Raw genomic sequence first — 16,794 nt, forward strand, 5'->3', positions numbered from 1 at the left:
CCGCACCTCCGGTCGGCACGGCAGCGGCGGCCCCGGCATGGATGCGGGGCCGCCACCGTTGACCGCCGGAATCAGCCGGCGTCGTCGCACCAAGGGTCGATGCCCAGCATGTTGAGCCGCACCTCCTCCTTCGTGCTGAGGAATCTCGGCGACTGGACACCCCAGATCCCCTTCGGACTGACCGGACGCTCAGCGAACTGGGCAGTGACGGTCCTGACGAGGAACCGGGTCATGGTGCACCTATAGAGCATCCAGTGCACACGGCTGTGCTTCCAGACGACCACCGGCCACTGGTCGGGATCCTCCGCGCTGGTCAACCAGCCCAACATGTCAGCGTCGGAGCTCATTCCCCAAAGCAGCACCTGAGCCGGCCGTTCGGTCCAGGACCTGCCGTCCTCGTCCCGCCAGCTCCAGAATGAGCTGTCGTCACGAACCTCGTCCGCGACGGGACACACGGTGTTCACCCCAGGCGGTCCAGGGACTCCCCTCGGAGCCATCACTGAGATCGCGTCCTCGAAGCTCCCCGCACCGAACGTGGCGATGAACTCACGGTAGTCCGACGGAAAACCGAAGCCATGCCTTTCCGAGATCACCACCCAGTCAGCATCGACACCGTCGGCCTTCCTCACTGATACCAACTCACAAAGGCGCCGAACACCGCTTTCCAAGGCAACTCCCGTGATGTCGCTTTCCATGAACCCCACCTACCGGGGAAATCGGCACCGGAACTCCGTTCCTCACCTCATCCTTCCAGTGGGGGCCGACGGACCGTCGACACCGTCGAGCAGCGGATCCAGGGGCTGCCGCACCGCGCCACTGAGCGACTCCCCCGGGAGACGGGGGCAGGAGGCGCGCTTGCCGGCCCCGGGCGGCATCAGCAGACCGAAGCCTGCTGTCGACACGAGGCCTGCGCCTGACGCCGGGCGCGTTACGGGCGGATGCGCAGCGCCAGTGCGGGGCACTGGTTGACGGCGCGGCGGGCGCCGTGTTCCTGCCAGTCGGCGACCGGGATGGTGGTCGAGGCGGGGTAGCCGTGCGGGCCGAGCCGGACCAGGTCGGGGGCCAGCACCGCACACAGGCCGTGGCCGCCGCAGCGGGACCAGTCCACCTCCAGGTGCACGCCCTCCGCGCGTGGCAGGGGCAGCGCCCCTCGGACCGCGCGACCGCAGCCCGGGCCGGACAGGTGGGCGTCGACGTCCTGGGCGAAGACGTCGAGTGCGGTGAGCACGAAGCGGGCCGTGCCGTCCGGGTGCGAGCAGGCTCCGCCGCCCTGGGCGGCGCCGAGGACGCGCCGGGCGTCCTCCACGACGGTCGGCGCGGCTCCGCCCGCAGCCAGCGCGGCGAGCGCCTCGGCGGCGTCCGGCAGCCCGCGTTTGCACGGCCCGCACTGGCCGGCCGACTCGGCCGCCAGCCAGGCCGCGACCCGGGCGATCTCACCGACCGGGCAGGTGTCGGACGGGAGGGCAACGATCGCGCCGGCGCCGAGGGTGGCTCCGAGAGCGGCCAGGCCGGCGCGGGAGAGCGGCGCGCCGACCGCGTCCAGGGGTCGCAGCCAGGCTCCGTGGTAGCCGCCCACCAGCACGCCCTCCCCCGGGGCCAGGCCGAAGGCGTCCAGCACCGGTCCCAGCAGGGTGCCGGCGGGCACCTCGGCCACCACCGGCTCGCCACCCGGCCGATTGACGGTGAGCAGGATCGTGCCGGGCTCGGCGGCGGTGCCGATCTCGGCGTAGCCGTCCGGGCCGAGCCGGGCGGCGATGGCCAGCTGTGCCCAGGTCTCGGCGTTGGACAGCAGGGTGGGGCGGCGGCGCACGCCGCCCGTTCCGCCGTCGGCCGCGCGTGCCTTCAGCGGCGCCGGCAGCGCCGGCAGGCCGTTCACGCCCCGGATCAGCGCCCCGGACTCCCCGGAGACGAAGCGCGCGGGCAGGCAGACGGTGCGGGCCGGGCAGGGCAGGTCCCGCTCGTCGAGCGCGGCCGGGATCGAGAGCTCGCCGGGGCCCCCCGCCTCGACGCCGATCACGATCTCCTCGGCCCCGAAGGCGGCCGCGGCGAGGCACGCCCCGTCCAGCACCAGGTGCGGTGCGCGGGCGAGCAGCATCTTGTCCTTGGCACTGGGCGGCTCGCCCTCGGTGCCGTTGACGACGATGACGGGCGGGGCGCCGGTGCGGTCGGCGGTGGCCAGGGCGGCCCGGGCCTTGCGGCCGAACGGGAACCCGGCGCCGCCGCGCCCGCGCAGGTCGACGGCGTCGGCCAGGGTCAGCAGGGCGTCCCGGTCCAGCGGGGCGAGCGGCGGGTGGACGCGGGTGTGGGCGGCGAGGTCGAGGCGCTGGTGGCGGTCGAGGCCCGCGGTCAGCCGGGCGGTGCCCAGCCAGCGCACCTGCGGCAGCACGAGCGCGGCGGCGTTCACCGGTTCCTCCCGAGCTCGGCCAGGCGCAGCGGCCTGGAGTCCGGCGGCGCGGCGTGCTTGGGCTGCCTGGGCAGCTGGGGGGTCGAGCCGGTACCGGACCGGGCGGCCAGGGTGATCGGCCGGCCCCGGGCAGCGCGCCGCGCGGGCGCCGCCGTCAGGTGGGCGAGCGCGGCCGGCCGCCCGGCGGCGGGCCGGTAGGCCTTCGAGCCGCGCTGCCGCCGGGTGCGGGTGTGCTGGCGACCCAGGTGGGCGAGGGCGCGCACGAGGAGCGCGAGCGCCATCAGGGCCGCGCACAGGCCGTAGCCCCACAGCACCCACGCGTGCGCCTGGCGACCGGCCGTCAGTCCGTGTGCCAGCGCGACCGGCCAGCAGGCGTAGGCGGTCGAGTGCAGCACCCGCCACAGCCAGGGGCGGCGGCTGCCGGCGAACCGGCCGCGCAGCACGCCGGTGGCGGCCACCAGGACGAGCAGGTCGGCGGCGACCGTGCCCAGGCTCACCGCCAAGGCGGTGCCGCCGGTGAACGGGACGACCGCGGTCTGCGGACCGGCGTGCCGCTCCGCGACCTTGACGGCGACATGCGTGGCCAGGAAGCCGAGCGCCGCGACGGCGCTGGCCCGGTGCACCGACTGGACGGCCACCCGCAGCCGGGCGGTGAGCACCAGGCGGTCGGTGGCGGCGAGGCCGCACACCACCACGGCGGTCAGCGACAGCAGGGTGAACACGCCGGCGAAGTAGTCCAGGAACGCCATCGTCCGGTCGGCCACTGCGGCCGACGCGCTGCCGAGGGAGGCCGCGGCGTCTGGGGCGAAGCTGGACATGGGGCACCTTCCGTGGGATCCGGCCGCACGACCGGCTGCGGCACCTCGGGGGGCGCAGCCGCCGACGCGGCACGAGAGGGCCCATTGTTAGCGGGTGTCCTGCCGGGGACAACGGCACGGGCGTACGACCGTCGACCGTAGGAGAGCGGTGCGGACACCCGGCTCCGCTGGAACAGCCGGGTGGAATCGAGTACGACCGTCCGTAGGAGAGGCCGAGAGCCGCGTAACTGGCCTCACATCCCACCGGCCCGCGCTGCCACGCAAAGCCACCGGGCGAACCCGTTCCGTCATGCCCTTCGCCGGTCGGGGCCGACCCGGGCGGCCGCGCTGACGGGCCCGCCGGCCGGGGTCGGGACGCACGGCTCGCCCGGGCGCCGGAGTCACCGGAGGTCCGGCCTGACCAGGCACGCAAGCCGCTGGCCCGCGGCCGTGTGACGACCGGCGCGGGGCGGCCGGCGGTCCGATGTGTTCTTGGGCACCAGGGCCCGTCACCCGGTCACGGCGTGCGTATCATCTTCGCTCATTATGCGTATAGAACTCGCCAAAGGCGCGCCCCACAGCTCTGGTGCCACCGAACCAGGCGGCGCGTCCGACGGCAACACATCCCGCCGCCTCCGCCCCGGCATGGCAGCTCTGACTCTCGGTGCACTCGGAGTCGTTTTCGGTGACATCGGCACGAGTCCGCTGTACTCGATCCAGACCGTCTTCACCGCCGACAACGGCGCGGTCGGGACGACTCCCGACCAGGTGTACGGCGTCATCTCGCTGGTGTTCTGGGCGATCACCCTGATCGTGTCGGTCAAGTACGTGACCTTCATCCTGCGCGCCGACAACGGCGGCGAGGGCGGCATCATGGCGCTGACCGCCCTCGTCCAGAAGCTCTCCTTCAAGTCGGTGCGCACCAAGGTGATCCTGGTGGCGCTCGGGATCTTCGGGGCATCGCTGTTCTACGGCGACGGGATGATCACGCCGGCGATCTCGGTGCTGTCGGCCGTCGAGGGGCTGAAGGTCTCGGCTCCGGGTCTGAGCGACTTCGTGATCCCGGTGACGATCGCGGTGCTGGTGGTCCTCTTCGCGCTGCAGCGCTACGGCACCAATCTGGTCGGCAACCTGTTCGGCCCGATCATGACCGTCTGGTTCGTCGTCATCGGCGCCGCCGGCGCGTGCGAGGTGGTGAGCCACCCCGCGATCTTCAAGGCGCTGTCGCCGGTGTACGGCCTGCAGTTCATCGTGGACCACGGGATGGTCGCGTTCGTCGCGCTGGCCTCGGTCGTGCTGGCCGTGACCGGTGCCGAGGCGCTCTACGCGGACATGGGCCACTTCGGCCGGGCGCCGATCCACCGCGCCTGGTTCTTCCTGGTCTTCCCGACCCTGACGCTCAACTACCTCGGCCAGGGCTCGCTCATCCTGCGCTCGCCGTCGGCGATCGCGAACCCGTTCTTCCTGCTGATGCCCAGCTGGGCGCAGTTCCCGATGGTGATCCTGGCGACCGTCGCGACCGTCATCGCCTCGCAGGCGGTCATCTCCGGTGCGTTCAGCGTCACCCGGCAGGCGGTGCAGCTCGGCGTCCTCCCGCACCTGACGATCAGGCACACCTCGGAGCACGAGGTCGGCCAGGTCTACGCGCCGATGATCAACTGGGGTCTGTTCGGCGCGGTCGTGGCCCTGGTGCTGGGCTTCGGCTCGTCCGCCGCGCTCGCTTCCGCGTACGGCGTGGCGGTCACCGCCACCTTCGTGCTCAACACCGTGCTCTTCCTGGCCGTGGGCCGCCTCATGATGGGCAAGCCGGTCTGGATGATCGTGCTCGGCGCCGTCGTCTTCCTGACCACCGAGATCGCGTTCTTCGCGGCGAACCTCACCAAGGTCGTGCACGGTGGTTGGCTGCCGCTGCTGGTCGCGTTCACGGTCTTCACGATCCTCATCACCTGGCAGCGGGGACGGCAGATCGTCACCCCGAACCGGACGGCGCTGGAGGGTTCGCTGCGCGCGTTCGTCGACGAGGTCGACGCGATGGACCCGCCCGTGCACCGGGTCGACGGCACCGCGGTGTTCCTCAACGCCAACATCGAGACCACTCCGCTGGCGCTGCGAGCCAACGTCGAGCACAACCACACCCTGCACAAGAACGTGGTCATCCTGTCGGTCGTGGTGGAACGGGTGCCGCACATCCCCGAGGCGCAGCGCTGCGTCTTCGACGACCTCGGCCACAGCGACGACGGCATCACGCACCTCACCGCGCGCTTCGGCTTCATGGACGACCCGAACATCCCCCAGGTCCTGCGGATCGCCGCGCAGCACCCGGAGGCGGGCCAGATCCACGGTCTGCAGGTGGACGAGGTCTCCTACTTCCTGTCGCGGATGACCATCATCAGGACCGACGCGCCGGGCATGCGGCGCTGGCGCAAGAAGCTCTTCCTGACCATCGCCAACAACACGAGCAGCCCCGTCGCGTACTTCGGGCTGCCCAGCGACCGGTGCGTCATCATGGGCGCCCAGGTCTCGGTGTGAGGCAGTAGGACCCGGCAGCGGGCCGGGTGCCCCCGCCCTGGGATCCAGCACCCCGGACGCTGGTGGGGGCGGCGACCGGACCGGTTCCGGCCGGCGAGCACGGCCACCGGTACCGGACCGCGGTCCGTGGAGCACCCGGCACCGCGTCGGATGGCGGGCCGGGGTGCCGCGTCCTGACGCCGGGTCGGAGTGGTCTGCGAGCGGAGGCGGCCGTGCCCCGGTGCGGCCGCCGGTCAGCTCAGCCGGTGGGCACGGGGGCGGCCGGCCATCGCCCGGCGCGGCGCAGGCCCCCCGGGGGGCGGGCGGCCTGACCGCCCGTCAGTACCGCCAGGGGCGGACGCCGATCGTCCCGGTGACCGGGAGTCACCGGGGATCGAGGTGGGATGAGCCCACCAGGAACAGAATGCGGGGAGCCACTCATCCGCATCATCAGAATTTGACGCACAAATGTGCAACGGTGAGCTGTGCCTGATTACTCCAGCCCCGTCCGTAACATTCGATTTTCCTCTTGCGGCACCTACGGGCTGCCTGTAGCTTTCGTCGCGGGAAGCAAGGAGCTGCCGAGTGGGCGTGATCATCGCTCAGCGGCCTCGTCTCACGGTGCTTCGACATAGCTTTCGCCGTTCAGTGAAAAGCCGCCACGGGGCTCACTGCCGGAAATCAGCAGCATCGCGCGCTTCCTGAAAAGACCAAGGGACAGGGGGGCAGGGGGGTGCATTCCTTGTTGGCACGACTCCGGGAAAGTCATCGACTCGGGCACGTGGTTCGCAGTGCCATCGCAGGCGTGCCGGCGCGGTCGTGCGACGTTCTCCACGCAGAGTCCCCGAGGCCCGTGCTGCCGCCAGGGCGCGGGATATGAGCAGGTCGCGCCCCCGGTCGGCCGAGCCGACCGGACCGCGTCCACGGCCACTCGGCAATCTCGGCGGTTCCCGCGCACCGCTGGCCAGCCTCAGTTCCAGGCTTTTCGATCGGCGCGGCCGAGGCGCCGATCGGGTCCGATGAATCCGCTCGTAGGATAACGGGGTTCAGCAATGACCGAGTCCACCAGCACGTCCGGCATGCCCGCCCGCACGAACCGGCCCGACGGAACTTCCCGGGCCCGGGCGGAGGTCCGGAAAAGCATTTCTCCGGGAGCGGTCGACCTCCCGTCGCTCGTTCCCATCATGTACACGTTCATGTTCCGGAACATCGCCAGTGACGGCTTCGTTTTCAGCGACCCGCAGTCGCCGGGCGACATTTCCCGGGACTCGAAGCCGGGCTGCATCATCGCCGCCCCGTCCTTCCCGGCCGACACGCCCGGCATCGACGAGGACTACGTCTTCAACTGGGTGCGCGACGGAGCCATCACGGCCATGGAGGTGGCCAAGGCCGACCTGCCCACCCGCCCGGGCGGGACGGTGCAGACGCTCAACGACTACGTGCAGTTCGCCGACCTCTGCCACTCCAACGCCGTGCCGACCAAGGGTCACGCCTGTTTCAACATCGCCGGCGACGCCCGCCCGTGGACCGAGCAGAACGACGGTCCGGCCCTGCAGTCGATCACCATCCTGGCCGCCTACGACCAGCTCGACCTCGACACGCAGAAGCGGGCGGTCGAGCTGGTGAACTCGAACGTGGCCTACCTCCTCGACGTCTACCGGGACGCCACCACGAACCTGTGGGAGGAGCACAGCGGCTTCAGCTTCTTCGCCCGCGCCGCCCAGCTGCGCTGCTTCGAGGAGATCCAGGCCTCGACCGTCGTCGGGATCGACAAGCCGGTCGGGCTGCAGCCGGCCATCGACTGGCTGCGCCAGGCGCTCGCGGGCCACTGGGACGGGAGCAAGTACGTGAGCATGATGGCCGACCCCGGCGACGGGGCCCAGCCGTCACCGCAGAACCCGGTCGTCAGCGGTTACGACCCGAACATCGACATCGTCCAGTCGGCCGTTTACGGCGCCGTTCCCGTGACCGACACCAAGCTGCTGGCCACGGCGGCCCAGTTGCGCTCTCAGTGGGAGGAAGGCGGCATCGCCTGCTACCCGGTCAACAAGGCGGACCGGGAGCAGTTCGGCATCGGGCCGCTGTTCGGCCGCTACCCGGGCGACGTCTACGACGGTGACACCTCGCACCCGGTGCTCGGCGGTCACCCCTGGGCCCTGTCCACGTGCAACGTCGCCGAGCTGCACTACAGGCTGGCCGCCGAGATCAAGTCGAGCCGCAAGGTGCCGCTGGACGACCTGTCTGCGCCCTTCTTCGCCCAGTCCGGCATCGACGCGTCGACGGCCCCGGCGGCAGCCGCCGCCGCCCTGACGGCGACCGGTGACGCCATGGTGCGGGCCGTCGTCTACCACAGTGACAACTTGGAGCTCTCCGAGCAGTTCGACGGCACCAGCGGCTTCGAACGCAGTGTTCACAACCTGACCTGGAGCTACGCCGCCTACCTGTCCGCCATGCGCGCCCGGGCCGAGGCCGTATGACCCCGTGGCCGACCGACTCCCACCCCGACCACCGCTCCGGTCCCGGCTGCGCCCGGGACCTGGCAGAGGAGTAACTGCCCGATGTACGCGAAATTCCCCGACGGGGCGGCGAGGCGCACCGACCCCGCGGCGGCGGCCGAGGTGCTCTACGACGCCGTGATCGTCGGTGGCGGGATCGCCGGCGCCATCGTCGCCTCGCGGCTGGGAGAAGCCGGCAAGCGGGTGCTGATCCTCGAAGCCGGTCCGGCCGAGGACCTCACCCTGCGGGGCTACGAGGCCTACCTCGACCGCTTCTACTCGGCGATCAGCAAGGACAACCAGGCCCCCTACCCGGTCGTCGCCAACGCCCCGATGCCCCGCGGCACCGACGCCCGGCGCATCTTCCCGGGCGCGCCCGACGCCTCCGCCTACATCGTCCAGAACGGGCCCTTCGCCACCGACACCACCTACACGAGGGTCCTCGGCGGCACCACGATGCACTGGGAGGCCAAGACGCTGCGGATGCTGCCCGAGGACTTCCGGATGCGCACGCTCTACGGCGAGGGGGCCGACTGGCCGCTCGGCTACGAGGACCTCGCGCCGTACTACACCGAGGCCGAACGCGAGATCGGTGTCTCCGCCGACGTGGAAGACCAGGCCTACCTCGGGATCACCTTCGACGAGGGCTACGTGTTCCCCATGAAGGGCCTGCCCCTGTCCTACCTGGACCGGATGGTGGCCGGGGACATCGACGGGATGCCGGTCGAACTCGACGGGGAGAAGCGGGAGCTGCGGGTGCGGCCCTTCCCCCAGGGGCGGAACGGGATACCGAACCCGGCCTACGACGGCGGCAAGGGCTACGTGCCGCGGGGGGCCGTGAGCACGTACCAGGTCGAGGTGGGCGGGCGGTGCCAGGGCAACAACAACTGCGTGCCCATCTGCCCGGTGCAGGCGAAGTACAACGCCGGCAAGACCCTCGCCGCGGCCCTGCGGACCGGCCGGGTCGACCTGGTGGCCCAGGCGGTGGCCCACAAGGTGCACGTCGACGAGCGGACCGGGCGGGTGACCGAGATCGAGTACCGCCGCTACGACCGGCCCGACAGCCCCGGCTTCACCACCATGCGGGCCCGCGGTCGACTGTTCGTCCTGGCCGCCAACGCGGTGGAGAACCCCCGGCTGATGCTGGCCTCCGGCCTGCGAAGCTCCAGCGGCCTGATGGGGCGCAACTTCATGGACCACGCCTACCTGCTGGCGTGGGCCCTGCTACCCGAGGTGGCCGGCACCTTCCGCGGCACCAACTGCACCGGCGGCATCACCGACCTGCGCGGGGGCCGCTTCCGCCGCCGCCAGGCGGCGTTCAGCGTCGACATCCACAACGACGGCTGGGGTTGGGCCCGCGGGGCGCCGATGACCGACCTGATCGACCTGGTGGACGCCGGTGGTCGCTACGGCGAGTCCCTGCGCCAGGGCCTGGTGGACCGGGTGTCCCGCCAGTTGCAGTTGGCGTTCATGGTCGAGGTGCCGGCCGACCCGAGCAACCGGGTCACCGTGGACCCGGCCATCACCGACAGCCTGGGGAACATGCGGCCGATCCTCACGTACGACATCCCCGAGTACACGATGCGGGGGGTGGCCTACGCCCGGCAGCTGTCGAAACGGATCTTCGCCCGCCTCGGGGCCGAGGACCACACCGCGTACGATCCCGCCTTCTGGGGCTACGCCGTCCACACCGGCGAGGGGTACGAGATCCGCGGGGGCAACCACCTCGCCGGCACCCACGTGATGGGCCGCGACCCGTCGACCTCGGTGGTCAACGCGGATCAGCGGTGCTGGGACCACGAGAACCTCTACCTGGTCGGCGGCGGCAGCATGCCCACCGTGGGCACCTCGAACGTGACGCTCACCGTCGCCGCCCTGTGCCTGCGCAGCGTCCGGGTCATGCTGGCCCAGCTCGCGTCCGAGACCGCTCCGATCCACCTGACCTCTCACGGCGCCGCCCGGGGCCGGTCCCCGGAGGTGGCCCAGTGACCGCGTCGACCATCGACAACCGTGACGACCTGATCAGCTACCTGCACGCGGCGATGGCCCTGGAACACGCGACCATTCCCCCCTACCTGACCGCGTACTACTCCATACGCTCCGGCACCAACTCCGACGCCGCCCACATCATCCGGGTGGTCGCGGTGGAGGAGATGCTCCACCTGACCCTCGCCGCCAACGTGCTGAACGCCATCGGCGGCACACCCGACCTGACCCTGCCGGGCTTCGTGCCGACCTATCCGGCCTACCTCCCCGACGGGGAGGACGACTTCACCGTCGACCTGCGGCCGTTCTCCCCCGAAGCGGTGGAGACGTTCTGCAGGATCGAGCGGCCGGGCGAGGCCCCCGGCGCCGGCTCACGACTGGTCCGCACCGCGGACCGCGCCAGGCCGGTCCTGGTCTCCAGCCCGACGGTCGAGGGGATGCGCTTCTACAGCATCGGTGAGTTCTACGAGGAGATCATCGAAGGGCTGGAGAAGGTGGCGGCCGACGACCCCGGGCTCTTCTGCGGGGATCCGACCCTGCAGGTGGGCCCCGAGTACTTCTACTCCGGAGGCGGCACGGTGACCACCGTCCGCGACCTGGATTCCGCCCGGCGGGCGCTGCGCGCCATCGCGGCCCAGGGCGAGGGCCTCGATTCGGGCGTCCACGACGCGGACGGGGAGCTGGCCCACTACTACCGGTTCCGGCAGCTGCAGCTCGGCCGCTACTACCAGGTGGGCGACCGCCCCGACTCGCCCTCGGGGCCGCCGCTCGGCGTCAGCTGGGACGACGTGTACCGGCTGAAGGTGAGCGCCCGGCTGTCCGACTACCCGGCGGGATCCGAACTCGCCCGCGCCGCCCGGGGGTTCAACGCCGACTACGGAGCCTTCCTGGCCCTGCTCACCAAGGCGTTCAACGGTAGGCCCGGCCTCCTGCAAGACGCCGTCTGGTACATGTTCCGCCTGCGCGACGGATTCAACCGGCTGGTCCGCAACCCGCTGCCGGGCAGTGGCGGCCTGAACGCCGCGCCGACCTTCGAGGTCCCGACCGCGGTCGACTCCGGTCCGCACGCTCCTCGGACCGTCGGCGGGACGCCCCGGGCGGTGACGCGGTGACCGACCAGTCGTTCGAGGAGTTCCTCCACCTGTCGGTCGACCTCACCGCCTTCGAGGAGACCGAACTGCTCGGCACGGGTCTGGCCCACCAGTACCTGGCCAAGGTGCGGGCCGCCTGCGGCGGCGAGGTCGTCTCCGCGCTCCTGGACGCCCACCGGGCGGCCCGGGCCGACGCGGCCGACGGTGTCGGAGGCCATGACCCGGCCGTGCTCGACCGGGCCCTGCGCCACCGGATCTTCAGCGACGACCGGCTCGGCCCGGTGGCCCGCAATGTGATCAAGCTCTGGTACGCCGGGATGTGGTACGGCCTGCCACCCGAGTGGACCGACTGTTACGGGGCCCGCACGGCCGCCGAGACCGCCACGGTCACCGCCGCCTCCTACCAGGAGGGGCTGCTGTGGCCGGCCATCGGGGCCAACCCTCCGGGGGCCAAGGCGCCCGGCTACGGCTCCTGGGCTCAGCCGCCCCGCATCGATGACCGCTACCTGCGAGGGGGAGCAAAATGACGGAACTGGGTGACCGCCTCAGCCCGGACAAGGTGAAGCTCGGCGTCTGCTGCACCCTGTGGTGGAACGACGACTTCCCCACCATTGACGCCGGCATCTCCTTCGGCCAGGCCGTCAGCGAGATGGCGCTCGCCGGCTTCCAGGGCTGCAGCATCGGGCACAAGTACCCCTCCGACGCCGCCGCTCTCAAGGCCGCTCTCGACCTCCGCGGCCTGCGGGTGTCCGAGCCCTGGACGAGCACGTACTTCACGATCGGCAGGATGCGGCAGAAGACCATCGCCGCCTTCGAGAAGACGCTGCGCCAGGTCAAGGCGCTGGGTGGCACCGAGTTGGTCGTGGCCGAGTTCGGAGCTTCGTCGCACCTGCTGCCCGTCGATGTGTTCGCCAACCGCCCGGTCTTCACCGACGCCCAGTGGGACGACTTGACCTCGGGCCTGGAGGAGCTCGGCAAGATCGCCAACTCGGCCGGGATGAAGCTCAGTTACCACCACCACATGGGTACCGGCGTGATGACCCGGGCCGACGTCGACCGGCTGATGGCTTCGACCGATCCGGCCCTGGTCCATCTGCTGCTCGACACCGCCCACATCGCCTTCGCCGGCGACGATCCCCTGGACCTGGCCCGGGCCCACGCGGACCGCATCGGCCACGTCCACCTGAAGAGCATCCGGCCCGAGGTCGTGAAACGGGTGCGCGGCGAGGGCCTGTCGTTCCAGGAGGGCGTCGAGCTCGGTGTCTTCACCGTGCCCGGAGACGGCGCGATCGACTTCCGGCCGATCCTCGAGGTGCTGGCCGAGGCCGACTACCGGGGGTGGCTCGTCGTGGAGGCCGAGCAGGACCCGAACAAGGCCGTCCCGCTCGAGTACGCCATGAAGGCCCGCGCCTACCTCGCCGACGTCCTGGGCTGGTAGCGAACGCCGCGGCACCGCCGTCGGGTTCCGGTCGCGGAGCCCGACGGCCCGCATCACCCGGTTCGGACCGGCACCCCGTTCAGAACAGCGAGGACACCAGGGATGAACGCGACATTCAAGCGGGACGTGTTCTTCAGCTTCTTCATGTTCACGGCCGATCTGAGGCCGCAGGACTCGGATTACACCCAGGTACTGATCAACCATCTGCAGGCCCTCACCGACATGGGCTACGACGGTTTCGACCTGCACATCGCCTCCCGGGCCGCGACCGTCGACCATCGGCTCGAGGTCGAGGCCTACGTCGGTCTCAAGAAGGCGTTCGACGAGGCGGGGCTGGCGGAGGTGAAGTTCACCACCAACGTCGGGACCACGCGGACCTTCGACCCGACCTCGCCCTATGCGGAGCAGCGCGGACAAGCCCTGTCCTACCTCAAGTCACGCGTGGACATCACCCGGGTCCTGGGGGGCGACTCGATCATGTCAGGGCCGTTCCTCTACCCCTACGGGGTCTTTCCCGTCACCGACGCCAATGAGCCGATGTGGGGCGACGCCCTCCAGGATTGGATGAAATCGCGCTACCAGGCGGCGCGTTCGGTCTTCGAGGAGCTGGCGGAGTACGCCGCGGCGCAAGGGGTGAAGCTCGCCATCGAGCCCGTCAAGAGCTGGGAGACTCCCCCGCCCAACATGGTCTCGGAGGTGCTGGACTTCCTCGACGGACTCGGACCCTCGGGGGGCGGCGTCACGATCGACACGGCACAAGTGGTGATGGAGAGTCAGGGGCCGTCGGTCTTCAGGGACAACGTCGCCCGGGCCGCACGGCAGGACCGGCTCTGCTACGTGCACCTGTCCGCTCCGGACCGCGGTGCGGTGCGGGACAGCTGGATCCCGTGGGACATCGTGGTGAACGAGATCGAGCCGGTGTACCGCGGGCCCTACCTGGTCGAGGTGTTCAACGCGATCCCGCCGTTCGACAGTTCCATGCGCATGGCCCGCCGGCGCTTCTGGCGGCCCGGTGAGGACGCCCCGGTGCCCGGCGTGGCCAGTGCCTACGACGTCGCCCTGGCGGCGTTGCAGGAAGTGCGGGAGCAGATCCCTTCCGCCTGAGTCCCTCCGTCACGTCAGTGAGGTCCCCCATGCCAGCTCAGGTGTCCGATCCCATCATCATGGTCGTGAAGCAGACGGGCGGTGTCCGCATTCACACCTTCGTCTCGTCCTTCGCGTACGGCAACATCGCCAACGCCACGCATGTCATCGAGACCGAGAACCAACTGGTCCTCGTCGACGGGCAGTTCCTCGTGCCCTATGCGAGGGCGTTCAGGGAGTACGCGGACGGCCTCGGCAAGCCGATCGAGAGGCTGTACGTCTCCCACCGGCACCCCGACCACTGGTTCGGCGTGGGAGCCGCGTTCAGCGACGTCACGGTCCACGCGCTGCCCGAGACCATGGGCTTCATCCAGGACCACGGGGAAGCCTCGAGGAGTGACCACTGGAAACTCGGCGACCTCGTGCCGGACCGGATAGTCGTCCCGCAGAAGGCGGCCGGTCCGGGCGAGGAGACGATCGACGGGGTCCGGTACGTCTTCGACCGGGTGACCGAGACCGAAATCGACTACCACCTCACCATCAAGCTTCCCGAGCTGGGCGTCTACTTCACCCAGGACCTGGTCTACAGCGGCACCCACCTGTACCTGACGCAGCACATGGACCACTGGATCCGGGTCCTGCAGGAAATGCTGCTGGAGGACTACGAACTGTTCCTGCCGGGCCACGGCCTGCCGGCCGACAAGAACGAGGTCGCCCGCAACATCGAGTACCTTTCGGCCGCCCGGCAGGCGGTGGGCGACGGCCTGGCGGGCGACGCCTTCAAGGACTTCTTGCTCCAGCGGTATCCCGAACGCAAATGCCCGGGCATCTTCGACATCTACCTGCCCCGGCTGTTCGGCGGCGCGAGCGACTACTGACCCGGAGGTCACCGTGAACCAGCGCTACGCGGTAGGACAGTACTTGGTGGACCGGCTCCGCCAGTTGGGCCTGGAGCACCTGTTCTCCATCGCGGGTGACTATTCGATCGAATGGTTGAACCGGTACGTCACGCCGAGCAGCATCGAAATCGTGGAGGAAGTCAACGAGGTCAACGCCGGGTACGCGGCGGACGGGTACGCGAGACTGAAGGGCATCGGGGCCCTCTGCGTCACGTATTCCGCCGGCGCGTTGTGCGCCGTGAACGCCGTCGCGGGTGCCTACGTCGAGAAGGTGCCGCTGGTGCTCGTCAATGGCACACCGAGCATCAAGAAGACCCTCACCTTCGAGCAGACCGGGTTCAGTGCGCACCACTTCATCAGCGGCCGCGAGACGGATCTCCAGTCGTTCGAGCACATAACGGTCGCGGCCGTGCGCATCGAGAATCCCGACCTGGCGCCGGGGCTGATAGACCACGCACTCACCCGGTGCATAAGCGAGCGGCGCCCGGTGTACATCGAGCTCCTCCAGGACATGGTCGACCTGGAGTGCGAGCGCCCGCGAGGGACCCTGAAGCCGACCCGGATCCTGTCGGACCAGACCAGCCTGGAGGAGTCGGTCGCACGGATCCGCACCAGGCTCGAGAACGCCGAGAACCCGCTCATCTGGATCGGGGTGGAGGTCGACCGCCTCGGCCTGCAGGAGAAGGCCCTGCGGCTGATCCGGCAACTGAACGTGCCGTTCGTCACGGAACTCCTGAGCAAGGCCGTCCTTTCCGAGGACGACGAGCTGTTCGTCGGCGTCCTCGACGGCCAGGCGTCATCGACGGCCGTGACGGACCTGGCCGGGGCGGCCGATTTCATCCTTGCCCTCGGCGTGTGGCTGACGGACATCAACTCACTGGGCTGGACCCCGGACTTCGACAAGTCCGCGTTCGCGTCGCTGGACGCGGTGAAGCTCGGAACCTATTTCGGCGGGCAGGTCGCCCTGGAGCACCTGCTGGACGGGCTGCTGGCCGCGGAGCAGATCACGCCCAGGGCGCGGAAGCTGCCGGAGAGGCCGGCCCGGAGCATCCCGGCCGTCGGACCGACCGACGTGATCACGTACCAGGGTTTCTACAACTTCGTCCAGCAGTACGTCGACCGGGACACCATCGTCGGCAGTGACGCGAGCATGAACTACTTCGGTAGCCTGCTGCTCGATGTGCCCGCTCCGGGCGGATTCATCGTCCAGTCGTCCTACTCGTCGATCGGCTACATCTCAGCGGCCGCGACGGGTGTCTGCCTGGCGAAGAAACACGACCAGCGGGTCATGGTCTTCTCCGGTGACGGCGGATTCCAGATGACCGCCCAATGCCTCTCGACGCAGACCCGTTTCGGACTGGATCCGATCATCTTCGTCATCGACAACGGAGTCTACGGCGTGGAGCAGTGGCTCGCCGATTCGACGGTCTTCCACACCGACAAGCCTTTCTACCGGTCCTGCGTCCTCCACCGGTGGAACTACAGCAGGCTGTCGGAGGTATTCGGTTGCCAGGGATGGGAAGTCAGCACGTACGGAGAACTGGGCGCTGCCGTGACGGCTGCGCTGGCGAACACCGGCAGCCCGTCCATCATCCAGGTCCGGGTGCCCGACAAGTCGATCCCCGACAACGCGAACTGGAAGACCCGGTAGCAGGACGAATATCGACGGTAAAACCGAGGAAAGGACAAGAACGATGCCGACGAAGATCACAGCGATTTTCGAGAACCCGCAGGACCCCGACGCCTTCGAGGCCGGTCACGACGACCAGGTCGCGCTCGCGAAGAAGATCCCCGGCGTCAAGCGGGTGGAGAGCGCCAAGGTGTGGCCGAAGGAGGACGGCAGCCCGACCCCGGCCTACCGGGTGCTCGACCTGTACTTCGCCGACTACGACGCGGCCAGTAGGGCCGTGACGACCGAGGAGGCGTCGGCGTTCGTCTCCAAGGTCTTCGAGCTGGCGACCGGCGGTGTGCGGCTCCTCTTCGCGGACGTCGAGGAGGCCTGACGGTCCGACGCGGAACGCCCGGCCGGGGTCTCCCGGCCGGGCGTTCCGCTTGGAGGGCGGGATTCCTGACGGTCCGTCAGATGCGGTTGC

13 protein-coding genes are annotated in these 16,794 nt (G+C 70.0%); 10 read left to right on the top strand and 3 right to left on the bottom strand.

The genetic code is table 11. The features are described 5' to 3' along the window. Nucleotides 1-71 precede the first annotated feature (71 nt). The 3 genes from LN042_RS09630 to LN042_RS09640 all read right to left on the bottom strand — a co-directional run bounded on the left by LN042_RS09630 (nt 72) and on the right by LN042_RS09640 (nt 3,222). On the bottom strand, nt 72-695 hold the full coding sequence (locus tag LN042_RS09630; protein WP_230050457.1) for an SMI1/KNR4 family protein: 624 nt from the start codon (nt 693-695) through the stop codon (nt 72-74). 233 nt (nt 696-928) lie between these two features. Further along, complete coding sequence (locus LN042_RS09635; RefSeq protein ID WP_230050459.1) at nt 929-2,404, bottom strand: NADH-quinone oxidoreductase subunit NuoF family protein; 1,476 nt, start codon at nt 2,402-2,404, stop codon at nt 929-931. Then, the gene (locus LN042_RS09640; RefSeq protein ID WP_230050461.1) at nt 2,401-3,222 is read right to left on the bottom strand and encodes a hypothetical protein; all 822 of its coding nucleotides are present in this window, start codon (nt 3,220-3,222) and stop codon (nt 2,401-2,403) included. Before LN042_RS09640 ends, LN042_RS09635 begins: the two co-directional genes overlap by 4 nt. A gap of 624 nt (nt 3,223-3,846) precedes the next feature. Between LN042_RS09640 and LN042_RS09645 the strand changes: the two genes are divergently transcribed. From LN042_RS09645 to LN042_RS09690, 10 genes are all read left to right on the top strand, one after another. Beyond that, nucleotides 3,847-5,730 (top strand): potassium transporter Kup, encoded by a 1,884-nt coding sequence (locus LN042_RS09645; RefSeq protein ID WP_230050463.1) that lies wholly within the window; start codon nt 3,847-3,849, stop codon nt 5,728-5,730. Between the two features lie 1,175 nt (nt 5,731-6,905). Next, nucleotides 6,906-8,186 (top strand): glycoside hydrolase family 15 protein, encoded by a 1,281-nt coding sequence (locus LN042_RS09650; RefSeq protein ID WP_230050465.1) that lies wholly within the window; start codon nt 6,906-6,908, stop codon nt 8,184-8,186. Nucleotides 8,187-8,267: 81 nt separating this feature from the next. Continuing rightward, complete coding sequence (locus LN042_RS09655) at nt 8,268-10,193, top strand: GMC family oxidoreductase (RefSeq protein ID WP_230050467.1); 1,926 nt, start codon at nt 8,268-8,270, stop codon at nt 10,191-10,193. Next, on the top strand, nt 10,190-11,302 hold the full coding sequence (locus LN042_RS09660) for a ferritin-like domain-containing protein (protein ID WP_230050469.1): 1,113 nt from the start codon (nt 10,190-10,192) through the stop codon (nt 11,300-11,302). Before LN042_RS09655 ends, LN042_RS09660 begins: the two co-directional genes overlap by 4 nt. Beyond that, on the top strand, nt 11,299-11,808 hold the full coding sequence (locus LN042_RS09665) for a hypothetical protein (protein ID WP_230050471.1): 510 nt from the start codon (nt 11,299-11,301) through the stop codon (nt 11,806-11,808). The genes LN042_RS09660 and LN042_RS09665 overlap by 4 nt, the downstream gene beginning before the upstream one ends. After that, a complete protein-coding gene (gene iolE / locus LN042_RS09670; protein WP_230050473.1) occupies nt 11,805-12,719 on the top strand; it encodes a myo-inosose-2 dehydratase in 915 nt (304 codons plus the stop codon). Before LN042_RS09665 ends, iolE begins: the two co-directional genes overlap by 4 nt. A gap of 102 nt (nt 12,720-12,821) precedes the next feature. Next, nucleotides 12,822-13,823, top strand: a complete 1,002-nt coding sequence (locus LN042_RS09675) for a sugar phosphate isomerase/epimerase family protein (RefSeq protein WP_230050475.1) — start codon at nt 12,822-12,824, stop codon at nt 13,821-13,823. A gap of 41 nt (nt 13,824-13,864) precedes the next feature. Continuing rightward, a complete protein-coding gene (locus LN042_RS09680; RefSeq protein WP_230050477.1) occupies nt 13,865-14,680 on the top strand; it encodes an MBL fold metallo-hydrolase in 816 nt (271 codons plus the stop codon). Nucleotides 14,681-14,693: 13 nt separating this feature from the next. Then, nucleotides 14,694-16,352, top strand: a complete 1,659-nt coding sequence (locus tag LN042_RS09685) for an alpha-keto acid decarboxylase family protein (RefSeq protein WP_230050479.1) — start codon at nt 14,694-14,696, stop codon at nt 16,350-16,352. A gap of 43 nt (nt 16,353-16,395) precedes the next feature. Beyond that, nucleotides 16,396-16,704 (top strand): EthD family reductase, encoded by a 309-nt coding sequence (locus LN042_RS09690; protein ID WP_230050480.1) that lies wholly within the window; start codon nt 16,396-16,398, stop codon nt 16,702-16,704. Nucleotides 16,705-16,794 lie beyond the last annotated feature (90 nt).

The sequence above is a fragment of the Kitasatospora humi genome, assembly GCF_020907985.1.
Taxonomy (GTDB): domain Bacteria; phylum Actinomycetota; class Actinomycetes; order Streptomycetales; family Streptomycetaceae; genus Kitasatospora; species Kitasatospora humi.